Here is a 12,103-nt window from a genome sequence, read left to right as displayed (position 1 = left end):
CGAACACGACCGTTAAGCCTTCCAGCGTCGATGGTACTTGAACCGCAGGGTTCTGGGAGAGTAGAACGTTGCCAAGCAAATTAGAATAGAGATCTTTTGGCGCAGCCAAGAGTCTCACATCTCTGTAAGAGTGTTTCTGGATTTTTTCCAGAAACACTCTTTTTTTTCATCTGTAAATATTGTTTTTTTAACCATACTAATCCTACGAGGAGGGATGACGATGAGAAAAACAAGCAGCATAAGATGGATGAGCAGGGTGTGTCTTTGTTCAATAGTAACGCTGATGATGAATGGTTGCTCAACCAAGATCGACGAAGTGAAGGAAGAGACCAACCCACTTCACTCTTTAAGTCATGTAGGAAGCATGGGGCTCGCGCCTAATCAAGAACCGAAGAAGATGCCGCAGTTTGTGGCTGTAAATCCTTCTTTTTCCATGTCTGCAAAACCAGTCGTGAAAGGTATTTATGTATCGGCCTGGTCCTCCGTAGGCAGCAAATTTGAGCAATTGATTGAGCTGGTGGAGCAGACAGATTTAAACGCGATGGTGATCGATGTGAAGAACGATTCGGGCCAAGTAACCTATCCCTCAACGGTTCCATTGGTCAATGAAATTGGGGCGAACAGCCACGTCATTATACAAGATATGAAAGCGAAGCTGCAGCGATTGAAGCAGAAGCATATTTATACGATAGCTAGGCTTGTTGTGTTTAAGGATCCTTATTTAAGTAAGAAGAAGAGTATGTATGCCATGAAAAACAGAGACGGAAGTGTTTGGAAGGATGCTAAGGGCGTTGCATGGGTAGACCCTTACAAGACAGACGTGTGGGATTATAACATTCAAATCGCTAATGAAGTGGCTAGCCTGGGTTTTGATGAGATTCAGTTTGATTATGTGAGATTTCCGGAGAATGGGCAGAAGGTGGACCGAGAAGTGCTATTCGATAACCCGAAGAAGCTCAGTAAGGCGGAGGATATTGCAAGCTTTTTGCATAGGGCGAAGGAACAGATCGGCAATAAGGCTTATATTTCAGCAGATGTGTTCGGATTGACAACATCTTTACCGAATGATATGGGTATTGGCCAAGATTGGGCGATGATTAGTAAGGAGGTCCACTTCATTTCGCCAATGCTGTACCCATCACACTATACGAGCGGCATCTATGGCATCAAAAGCCCGGATTTGCAGCCGTATGCGGTCATTCACCAAGCGGTTAACGACGCCAAATGGAAAAATCATCAGCTAGCGAGATCGACTAGCCAGGTTGCACAGATCAGGCCGTGGTATCAGGACTTTACGGCAACTTGGGTTAAACCTCATAAGAAGTACGGTGTGATTGATGTAAAGGAGCAGATTAAGGCAGCGAAGGAGCAAGGGATCGAGCAGTTCCTTCTCTGGAATCCAAGCAGTACGTACTCCTATCGTTAACGGAATTGACTTATTCGAGGTGAGGGGGAGCTGCAGGCTCGTCCTTTTCCTTGACACCAAAAATAGCTCTTTGTTAAGATTGCAATCATACGAAAGAATGAGCTGAAGCTTATGAATCAAGCTTTCTTCAGTTAGAGGGCTTTAAGGAGGATATGGTACGCTGTGAGAGAAGATAAGTTTGGCAAGGAAGGTTTAACGTTTGATGATGTGCTTTTAGTGCCGAGGAAGTCGGAAGTTTTCGGTAAGGAGATCGACGTTTCGACGCAACTGGCTCCTGGTGTGAAATTAAATATCCCTTTCATTAGCTCGGCTATGGATACGGTGACGGAGTCTGCGCTAGCGATTGCTATGGCCCGTGAAGGTGGCATCGGAATTATTCATAAGAATATGCCGATTGAGCTGCAGGCTGAGCATGTTGATCGTGTTAAAAGGTCAGAAAGTGGCGTTATCACAAACCCATTCTCCCTGACGCCTGAACATCATGTGTATGATGCAGAGGAGCTAATGGCGAAATACCGTATTTCGGGGGTACCTATTGTTAATGAGGACAACCGTTTGGTTGGTATTTTGACGAATCGCGACTTGCGCTTTGTACATGATTATTCTATTAAAATTAAAGAAGTGATGACGCAGGAGGGTCTTGTAACAGCACCAGTTGGTACAACCCTTGGGCAAGCAGAAGGCATCCTTCAGAAGCATAAAATTGAGAAACTGCCTTTGGTCGACGAGAATTTCGGTCTAAAAGGGTTAATTACGATTAAAGATATCGAGAAAGCCATTCAATTCCCTAACTCAGCTAAGGATGCTCAAGGGCGTTTACTCGTTGGTGCCGCAGTTGGCGTGTCCAAAGACGTTCTAGAAAGAGCGGCAGCGCTTGTTACAGCGGGAATTGACGTCATCGTCGTAGATTCTGCACATGGACATCATATTAACATCGCAGAGACTGTGAAGAAGTTGAGATCTCAGTATCCAGAACTACCAATTATCGCAGGTAATGTTGCGACAGGTGATGGTACACGTGATTTGATTAAAGCAGGAGCTTCCATGGTGAAAGTCGGAATTGGTCCTGGATCGATCTGTACAACTCGCATTATTGCAGGGATCGGTGTCCCACAAATTACAGCGATTTATGATTGTGCTCAAGCAGCTGCTGAATTTGGTGTACCGATTATCGCCGATGGTGGGATTAAGTACTCTGGTGATGTGGTCAAAGCCATTGCTGCGGGAGCTAGCGCGGTTATGATTGGCAGTCTTTTTGCAGGGACAGAAGAGAGTCCTGGTGAGTCTGAGATTTTCCAAGGTCGCAGATACAAGGTTTACCGTGGAATGGGCTCCTTAGGTGCGATGAAGGAAGGCAGCAAGGATCGGTACTTCCAAGAGAACGAGAGCAAGCTTGTTCCAGAGGGCATTGAGGGTCGTGTGGCTTACAAAGGGCCAATGGCGGATACGGTGTATCAACTGGTAGGCGGACTTCGCTCAGGCATGGGGTATTGTGGCGCGCGAAACATTCAAGAACTTATTCATGATACGCAATTTGTTCGTATTACGGGAGCAGGGTTGAAAGAAAGCCATCCGCATGATATTCAAATTACCAAAGAAGCCCCAAACTACTCGATGTAAGTTATCACAAATAGGATGAAATTGGAGGCGTGGGTGTCGAACCCACGTTTTCTTTTTTTTGATATCGATGATGAATATTATTTCTCGGGAAATGATCGTATTCTAGATGAACGGCGCAAACGTTTATTTCGTCTAATGGGGTGTGATACAATATTACGTGTCATATGTGTTAGTCAAACATTATTTAGGGAGAGTGAAGTTGTGAGATTTTTACGTTGGACAAAGAAAAAGGTTGCTTTGGTGTTAGGTATTAGCTTAATTGCTCAATCCTTACTTTTACATATACAGCCAACCTATGCGGCAGATGAGAAAAAGCCAGCGGCTTCCCCATCACCAGCAGCGGCGACAACGCCTGCTCCAAACGCAGGGACTACACCAGCTCCTGCTCTGAATGAACCTCAAGTAGCAGCCAAATCTGCGATTATTATGGAAGCTAGCACAGGAGCAGTTCTGTATCAAATGAATGCAGACGAAGCCTTTCCGCCGGCAAGTATGGCGAAAATGATGACTGAGTATTTGGCGATGGAGAGTATTAAAGAAGGTAAATTCAAATGGGACTCTCCCGTAACAGCTAGTAAGAATGCGGCTGATGTTATTGGATCTGGACAGTTGATTGCCGAGAATGAAACGCTGACGTTCAAAGATATGTTCAATGCGATGTCCATTTATTCCGCGAACGATGCATCTGTGGCTTTTGCTGAATTGCTTGGCGGAACGGAAGAAAACTTTGCCAAAATGATGAATGACAAAGCGAAACAGTTGGGCATGTCGGATAAGGCTCATTTTATTAGTGCGACAGGACTTTCACGTGCCGATCTAAAGAATCCACCCCCTTCTATTGAAGGTGAGACGAAGATGACAGCGCGCGATGCGGCGATTCTTGCTTATAATATTTTGAAGGACCATAAAGAAATTCTTGAGTTTACGAAAATCCCTTCCTTGAAGCTGAGAGCAACCGATAAAACAGCGATGATCAACTGGAACTGGATGCTTGAAGGGAATTCAACGAATACGAACTTTAAGAAGTATGCGTATGCAGGGTTGGACGGTTTGAAAACGGGCTCTACCGATGATGCTGGCTATTGCTTCACAGGAACAGCAGAACGCAATGGTATGCGTATGATTACAGTTGTTATGGGGACGAAGACGGAACCAGAACGTTTCAACGAAACACGTAAGCTGATGGACTATGCATTTAATAATTTTGAGATAAAACCATTCTTAAATGCGAAACAGACGATAGATTCTTTGAAAAGTGTGAACATTAAGAAGGGTGTACAGTTAGAAGTACCTCTTGTTACGAAAACGGGTTTAACGTTCGTTGCTAGAAAAGGCGCGAAAGATACAGATTTCACAGTAACTGCTGAGTCTGTTGAAGAAGCTAAGCTAGTAGCTCCAATCGCAAAAGGGGATGCGCTTGGCAAAGTTAAAGTGAGCTACAATGGCCAAGAAAAAACAGTAGATCTAATTGCAGACGGCGATGTTGAAAAAGGCAGCTGGATCCGATTGCTGTTCCGCTCCATTAAAAACTTCTTCAGCGATATGTTCAATGGGATTAAAGGCGGTTCTTAGGCCAGAAAATGGGTTGTATATTAACCCTCCTTCATGTAAAATTGTTGTTTAGAAGTTTATATCGAATCGTGTAGGGAACTACACCGAAATTGCATAGAAGCTATAGGAGGAAATCAAGAATGGAAACAGGAACTTCCCGCGTTAAAACAGGTATGGCCGAAATGCAAAAAGGCGGCGTGATCATGGATGTTATGAACGCTGAGCAAGCTAAAATCGCAGAAGCAGCTGGCGCGTCCGCTGTTATGGCACTTGAGCGCGTACCCGCTGATATTCGTGCAGCAGGTGGCGTATCCCGCATGGCAGATCCAACAATTGTTGAAGATGTTATGAAAGTTGTATCCATTCCAGTCATGGCGAAAGCAAGAATCGGACACTTCGTTGAAGCGAAAATTCTTGAATCCCTAGGCGTTGACTATATCGATGAGAGTGAAGTACTTACTCCTGCGGATGAAGTATTCCATATCAATAAGCGTGATTTCACAGTGCCTTTCGTATGTGGTTGCCGCGATCTTGGCGAAGCTTTGCGTCGTATCGGTGAAGGTGCATCCATGCTTCGTACGAAAGGTGAGCCAGGAACAGGTAACATTGTTGAAGCGGTTCGTCACATGCGTCAAATTCAAGGTCAAATCCGTAAAGTTCAAAGCATGTCTTTGGACGAATTGATGTTCGAAGCGAAAACACTAGGAGCTCCTTACGAGTTGATGCTTCAAGTTCACCAAACAGGTAAGTTGCCTGTTGTTAACTTCGCAGCTGGCGGTGTGTCTACGCCTGCTGATGCAGCGCTTATGATGCACCTTGGTTCTGACGGTGTATTCGTTGGTTCAGGGATTTTCAAATCCGATAACCCAGAGAAGTTCGCGAAAGCGATTGTAGAAGCTGTGACGCATTATACAGACTTCAAATTGATTGCTGAAATTTCCAAAAACCTAGGTGCCCCTATGAAGGGAATCGAAATTTCCAAGCTTCAAGCTTCTGAGCGTATGCAGGAGCGCGGCTGGTAATGACGAAGATTGGGGTTCTCGCGCTGCAAGGTGCGGTAGCAGAGCATATACGTGGTATTGAAAAAGCGGGCGCAGAAGGTGTCGTTGTTAAACGTACTGAGCAACTCGCTGAGCTAGATGGCATTATTCTCCCTGGCGGAGAGAGCACGACAATTGGTAAGCTTATGCGCACATATGGCTTCATCGATGCGCTGCGTGAGTTCTCCGCGGCAGGCAAGCCGGTTTTCGGCACCTGCGCGGGGTTGATTGTCATCGCGAAAGAGATCACCGGACAGCCGGAAGCTCACCTTGAACTGATGGATATTACGGTGGCTCGCAATGCGTTCGGTCGTCAACGCGAAAGCTTTGAGACGGACTTGCCGATCAAAGGCATTGACGAGAACGTTCGCGCGGTGTTCATTCGTGCCCCACTCATTGAGAAAGTGGGACCGGATGTGGACGTATTGGCCACGTATGACGGCCAGATCGTCGCTGCGCGGCAAGGCCATCTTCTTGCGGCATCGTTTCACCCAGAGCTGACGGATGATTTCCGTCTGCATAGTTATTTCTTAGACATGGTAAAGCAAAGCCAAGCATAACCAATGGTTCAAGCACCCCGAGTTAACCGGATTGCCGGTATGGGTGCTTGCTTCCATATACAAACCATTTTGCGCTAACGGAGGAATCTCCTTGTTTGATGTAAAGTTACTTCGAAGTGATTTAGCGGCTGTACAAGCTGCCATGCAAAACCGCGGCAAGCAGATCGAGGAGCTTAATGGTTTCACAGAGCTAGATGTGAAGCGCAGAGAGCTGCTGCAAGAAACGGAACAGCTCAAGAACCGTCGTAATACCGTTTCCCAAGAGGTAGCGGGGCGCAAGAGATCCGGTGAAAACGCGGATGAGCTGATTCAAGAAATGAAAGTAGTCGGAGATCGTATTAAAGAGCTTGATGATGAGATCCGCATCTTGGACGAGTCGTTACAACAAGTTCTGCTCTCCATCCCGAATATGCCGCATGCGAGCGTTCCTGTAGGCCGTACGGAGGAAGAGAACGTGGAATTGCGCCGTATTGGCGAAATTCCATCTTTCGATTTCGAAGTGAAGCCGCACTGGGAAGTAGCACAAGAATTAGGCATTCTGGATTTTGAAGCTGCTGCGAAGGTGACAGGCTCGCGTTTCGTGTTCTACAAAGGGCTTGGCGCACGCTTAGAGCGCGCATTGATCAACTTCATGATGGACCTGCACAGCGATGAGCATGGTTATGAAGAAATGCTGCCTCCTTATATCGTTAACCGTGATAGCTTAACGGGTACAGGCCAACTTCCGAAGTTTGAGGAAGATGTGTTCAAGGTTGAGAATTCGGAATATTTCTTGATTCCGACAGCAGAAGTACCGGTTACGAATTATCACCGTGAGGATATCCTTACAACAGAACAGCTCCCGGTTAATTTCGTGGCATTCAGCGCTTGTTTCCGTTCAGAAGCGGGATCCGCTGGTCGTGATACACGTGGTCTAATCAGACAGCACCAATTCAACAAAATTGAGCTTGTTAAGCTTGTGAAGCCCGAAGACTCCTACGAGGAGTTAGAGAAGCTTACAGGGCATGCTGAGCGCGTCCTACAGCTATTGAAGCTGCCTTACCGTGTGCTGTCACTCTGCACAGGTGATATTGGCTTCACGTCGGCGAAGACGTATGATCTGGAAGTATGGCTGCCGAACAGCGGTGCATACCGCGAGATTTCCAGCTGCTCGAATTTCGAAGACTTCCAAGCGCGCAGAGCGAACATTCGCTTCCGCCGCGATGCGAAGGCGAAGCCGGAGTTCGTGCATACGCTGAATGGATCAGGCTTAGCGCTTGGCCGAACAGTGGCTGCGATTCTTGAGAATTATCAGCAAGCGGATGGCTCGATTATCGTTCCAGACGTGCTTGTTCCTTACATGAACAACGTTAAAGTCATCACGAAAAAATAGCACTTGCATCGAGTAACAGTTATGTGCTACAATGCTTTTTGTCACTGCACAAGGTCGTCTCCCTAATCGGAGACGCCTATCGTGGAGAGGTGGTCGAGTGGTTTAAGGCAGCGGTCTTGAAAACCGCCGAGGTCGCAAGGTCTCCGTGGGTTCGAATCCCACCCTCTCCGTAGCCTGGTAATACCCAACCAAAAAGTCATGCGATTGTTAAAATCGTGTGGCTTTTTTTGTTTTTTATTTTCAAAGTAGTGAGCGATACCTTTACAAAATCTACATCATATTTTAACGAAAAGTGGGTATTTAGTAGCTGGAGCTTTTCTTATAATGGACGAGATCATCCAATATGAGGAGAGTGAAATCCCTGTGAAGAAGGTTGGAACCAAGGTAGTCTCGGTACTTTTATCCGTGGCCGTCACGATAAGTTCTTTGGCAGTAGCCACTCCAGCAAGTGCTGCAGCAATTACACTAGGAACGCCGTATCAATCCAATGGTGCTTACGATGTGACGGTACCGCATGTATTCATCAATCAGGTGTATGGCGGCGGTCTGGCAATAGATACGAAAAATACAGCGTCTTCCCATGGATTTATAGAGTTGTACAACCCAACTAGTAGCGATATCAGCTTAACGGGCTGGTCTTTGCAATATGCGGATCGTGGATCATCTGAGCTAATGGGGCCAACTGGCGATTGGGATAAACTTGATCTTGCTGGCACGATTAAAGCCAAGTCCTCGTTCCTCATTATTGGGAAAGCGACAGGGGCAACCGCACCGAAGCTAAATCTGACAACGACGTATGATCAATTATGGAGCGAGCGCTTTTTTAACAATAAAGGGATGAAGGTTGTGTTGATGAGCAACCAAACGAAGTTGGATGAGGCTAATAAAAATCCATTTGCCAATGATCCTAAACCGACCGGCTATGTCGATATGTTAGGCACAGGAAGCAATGATGGAGATAATATCGACATTAAAACGGACATTGATGGTTACGAGTTCGATTATCCAAAAGGTTCATCAGAAGGTACTTCTAAGAAAATATCCGTGCGTCGGAAAGCATTAACAGATACGGATAATAACAAACAGGATTTCGGACAATTCGCGCTTGCCGATTCAACTACGCAAGAATTAGCAGTTAAGGGACCTAAATCCGGTGCATTCGGCCAGTGGGACAATAATGTGTCTGTACTTGGCTACTCGAATGAAAAGTTGCCTACAGCCTATGAGCAAGAAGACTACTCGGTATTGATGAATGTGTATGGAGGGAGAGCGCCATATACCTTCTCAGCAACAGGGTTACCTGCTGGATTAACAATTAATTCTGTCACAGGTGAAGTCAACGGTAAGCCAACAGAAGTAGTTACATCCAACGTATACATTAAAGTAACGGATAGTTTGTTAGCGCAATATGGCCGTAATTTGACGATAAACGTTGAACCCGCTTCTAACTTATTCAAAGATACGTTGAGTATCACGAAGTTAACTGATTTTAAAGTGGGAATTACGAATAAAGACGGCGGTGTCGCCGAGATTGTTAAATACAACAAAGATAATAATAAGTTCTACCTGGTCAATGGCTCGGGGAATCCGCCTAGTCTAGATATCGTTCGGTTAGATCTTGTCCAAGGTCCAGTTAAAGAGAAAACGATTAAAGTTAAAGATTTGGTTGAAAATAACGGCTTCCTCTACGGCGATCTGACGAGTGTGGATGTGAATACGACCACGAAGAAAGTATCCGTATCCGTGCAAGAGGCAGATTCCAAAAAAGCTGGTAAAATCGTCGTTCTCGACTATGATGGCAACGTCGTGAAAATGTATGACACGGGTGTTCAACCCGATATGATTAAATCCACAACAGACGGCAGATACATTTTAACTGCGAATGAAGGTGAGCCTCGTACGGCTGGTATCGATCCTGAAGGAAGTATAACCATCGTTGATACTACTATGGATAGTGTGACGCAGCTACGATTTGCCGATCCTTCCATCATCGATAATAAGGTTCATATTCGTGGGGCTTCTACACCAGTAACGGGTCAAATTACGGGTGAAGGTACGAAGCAAGATGCGGTTTTTGATTTGGAGCCTGAATATATCGCACTTTCGGAAGATAACAGTAAGGCCTATGTATCTTTCCAAGAGAATAACGCGATTGGAACGATTGATTTAGCAATGAAAAAGGTCCTTTCGATTAATGGGTTAGGATTGAAGGACTTGAGTCTTCCACGTAATGCACTGGATCTAGTAAAAGATAGTGCGATCAAGTTTGAAAATGTCCCGTTCTATGGGATGTACATGCCAGATGGCATTGCTAGCCAAACGATTAATGGTATCCCTTATGTATTTAGTGCGAATGAGGGAGATGTTACCGAATGGCCGGGTGTGAGAGGCAATGGCAGCACGATTGGCGCGATGAAGGGCAGTTTAACGCCTAACTCACCTGCAGCTCAATTCCTAGCTGGTAAGACCACTTATGATGGCGTAGAGGTAGCTAGTGATATGGGGTCGGATAGCATTTACATGTATGGGGGTCGTTCTTTCTCGATCTGGCAAGCGAATACGATGATGCAAGTCTATGACAGCGGCAATGAATTTGAGAAAGTTACTGCACAGCGCGTACCGAACAATTTCAATGCGAGTAACAGTAAAACTGCTTTAGACGATCGCAGCTCGAAGAAAGGTCCAGAGCCTGAAGATGTGAAAGTAGGGAAAGTGGGCAGTAAAACGCTTGCTTTCGTAGGACTTGAGCGTGTTGGCGGTATTATGACCTATGATGTATCAGATCCCGTGAATGCCAAGTTCGTGAACTATACCAATTCACGTGTGTTTACGCCGAAGGACAATTTGAATACAGATACGGGGCCAGAGGGAATCGATTTCATACCTGCCGCGATGAGCCCAAATGGGAATCCACTGCTTTTAGTTGCTAATGAGGTAGGAGGAACGGTTGCTGTCTATCAGCTTAATGTCCAACGGATCAGCGTGGATAGATCCACACTTTCTGTTACCAAGGGAGACGCTGCAAGCAAGCTCACAGCAACGGTGACGACGGCTGCTGGAGACGCTGTTGGCTCAGGCACGGCTACTTGGAAATCTTCAAATGCAGCAGTTGCTACGGTGAGTACAGAAGGTCTAGTATCAGCCGTGGATACGGGTACCGCGGTAATTACAGCTATTAGCCCTGACGGGTATGCGGCAGCGGATGTAACCGTAACAGTTTCGTCTGCCGGCAGCTCGTCTTCCGCTGGTCCAGTAACGGGAACGCAACCTAGCGCACCAACGACGAATGGAGAAATGACCACAATTACGGCACCAGCTGTCAAAGACAGCAAAGGTACTTCAACGGCTAACCTTACGGTTGCGCAAGTAACAGATGCTTTAAAACAAATGACTGAATCAGCAGGGAAATCATCTATTCTTGAAATTAAGGCAACGGTTGATGCGACTTCGAAGGAAGCGGTTGTCAAATTGCCTGCGGAATCACTCGTTAAGGTTGCCGCGAGCTCCACGGCAGCAGTAAAGCTAGATTTAGGTATTGGTTCCGTGAATTTGGATAAAAATGCGTTGGCTGCTATCGCTTCTGCCGTGACGACGGGTGAAGTATCCCTGTCTATCGCTAAAGCAGATTTAACTGCGGTTACCCAACATATGACTACAAAAGATAGCGATGCAGTTAAAGCGGCTGTTGGCGACCGCCCTGTCTTCGATTTCACCATTACTGCAGGGGGCAAAACGGTTTCCACCTTCAACGGAGGTTCCGTGGAGGTTCAAGTTCCTTACAAACCGACAGCTAATGAAGATACGAATGCTATTGTCGCCTATTACATTGCGGATAATGGTGAGCTCGTTAAAGTCACGAATAGCTACTATGACGCGGTTACAGGTACGCTGGTGTTCAAAGTAAGCCACTTCTCGCAGTATGCGGTGGGTTATTCCCCAATTACGTTTAGTGATACATCGGCAAGCTTCGCTAAGAGCTATATTACGTACCTAGCGGCACGTAACATTATTAATGGAACAGCAGAGGGGCAGTTCTCCCCGAATGCTCAAATTAGTCGTGCTGATTTCACCTTGATGCTGGCTCGTATGGCTGGTGTGAACCTTAGCAGCTACAAATCGTCTATTTTCCGCGATGTAAAGGCAGACAGCTATTATGCCCAGTCTGTCCAATGGGCAGCTGAGAACGGCCTTACAAGCGGTGTGAGCGAGGGTGTATTCGCACCTGCAGCCAACATCTCGCGCGAGCAAATCGTTACGATGATCGCAAGGTTCGCTGCGCATCAGAAGTTTAGCTTGCCACAAGCAGTGGCCGCAGCACCTTTTGCAGACGGTGCAGAGATTCCTGCCTTCGCTGTAGACGCAGCGAAAGCGATGCAGCAAGCGGGCATTATTTCCGGGAAAACGGGAAATACTTTCGCACCGAAGGACTTGGCTTCGCGTGAAGAAGCCGCGAAGATGCTGGGTATGCTCCTGCAGCAAATCGTCAAATAAACCTGTAGTGGATAGCACCTACTCCCTAACACGAATCGATTCG

General features: G+C 46.3%; 7 protein-coding genes, 1 tRNA gene and 1 rRNA gene. All 9 read left to right on the top strand.

What is annotated here, in order from left to right; all coding sequences use genetic code 11:
• Positions 1-77, top strand: a 5S ribosomal RNA gene (gene rrf, locus A8708_RS37210); the annotation flags it as partial.
• Positions 78-220: 143 nt separating this feature from the next.
• On the top strand, positions 221-1,426 hold the full coding sequence (locus tag A8708_RS29340; RefSeq protein WP_239696889.1) for a putative glycoside hydrolase: 1,206 nt from the start codon (positions 221-223) through the stop codon (positions 1,424-1,426).
• A gap of 162 nt (positions 1,427-1,588) precedes the next feature.
• Complete coding sequence (gene guaB, locus A8708_RS29335; RefSeq protein WP_068669669.1) at positions 1,589-3,046, top strand: IMP dehydrogenase; 1,458 nt, start codon at positions 1,589-1,591, stop codon at positions 3,044-3,046.
• Between the two features lie 201 nt (positions 3,047-3,247).
• The gene (locus tag A8708_RS29330; RefSeq protein ID WP_068669668.1) at positions 3,248-4,618 is read left to right on the top strand and encodes a D-alanyl-D-alanine carboxypeptidase family protein; all 1,371 of its coding nucleotides are present in this window, start codon (positions 3,248-3,250) and stop codon (positions 4,616-4,618) included.
• A gap of 119 nt (positions 4,619-4,737) precedes the next feature.
• Positions 4,738-5,619, top strand: a complete 882-nt coding sequence (gene pdxS / locus A8708_RS29325; protein WP_057314892.1) for a pyridoxal 5'-phosphate synthase lyase subunit PdxS — start codon at positions 4,738-4,740, stop codon at positions 5,617-5,619.
• Complete coding sequence (pdxT, locus tag A8708_RS29320) at positions 5,619-6,197, top strand: pyridoxal 5'-phosphate synthase glutaminase subunit PdxT (protein WP_068669666.1); 579 nt, start codon at positions 5,619-5,621, stop codon at positions 6,195-6,197. The genes pdxS and pdxT overlap by 1 nt, the downstream gene beginning before the upstream one ends.
• A 91-nt stretch (positions 6,198-6,288) precedes the next feature.
• Complete coding sequence (gene serS / locus A8708_RS29315; RefSeq protein WP_068669664.1) at positions 6,289-7,569, top strand: serine--tRNA ligase; 1,281 nt, start codon at positions 6,289-6,291, stop codon at positions 7,567-7,569.
• Between the two features lie 83 nt (positions 7,570-7,652).
• Positions 7,653-7,739: transfer RNA gene (locus A8708_RS29310), tRNA-Ser, on the top strand.
• A 154-nt stretch (positions 7,740-7,893) separates the two neighbouring features.
• Positions 7,894-12,060, top strand: coding sequence for a choice-of-anchor I family protein (locus A8708_RS29305; RefSeq protein ID WP_068669662.1), 4,167 nt, complete (start codon positions 7,894-7,896; stop codon positions 12,058-12,060).
• Positions 12,061-12,103: the final 43 nt, after the last annotated feature.

The sequence above is a fragment of the Paenibacillus oryzisoli genome (genome assembly GCF_001653565.1).
In the GTDB taxonomy this organism is placed as follows: domain Bacteria; phylum Bacillota; class Bacilli; order Paenibacillales; family NBRC-103111; genus Paenibacillus_E; species Paenibacillus_E oryzisoli.
The sequence above is the reverse complement of the archived record's forward strand: the minus strand, read 5'-3'. Positions and strand labels throughout refer to the sequence as shown.

Bases quoted from the DNA above. Each gene is read 5' to 3' on its own strand.
- A8708_RS29340 (WP_239696889.1), top strand. From the start codon at position 221: ATGAGAAAAACAAGCAGCATAAGATGGATGAGCAGGGTGTGTCTTTGT.
- pdxS (WP_057314892.1), top strand. From the start codon at position 4,738: ATGGAAACAGGAACTTCCCGCGTTAAAACAGGTATGGCCGAAATGCAA.
- pdxT (WP_068669666.1), top strand. From the start codon at position 5,619: ATGACGAAGATTGGGGTTCTCGCGCTGCAAGGTGCGGTAGCAGAGCAT.
- A8708_RS29305 (WP_068669662.1), top strand. From the start codon at position 7,894: ATGGACGAGATCATCCAATATGAGGAGAGTGAAATCCCTGTGAAGAAG.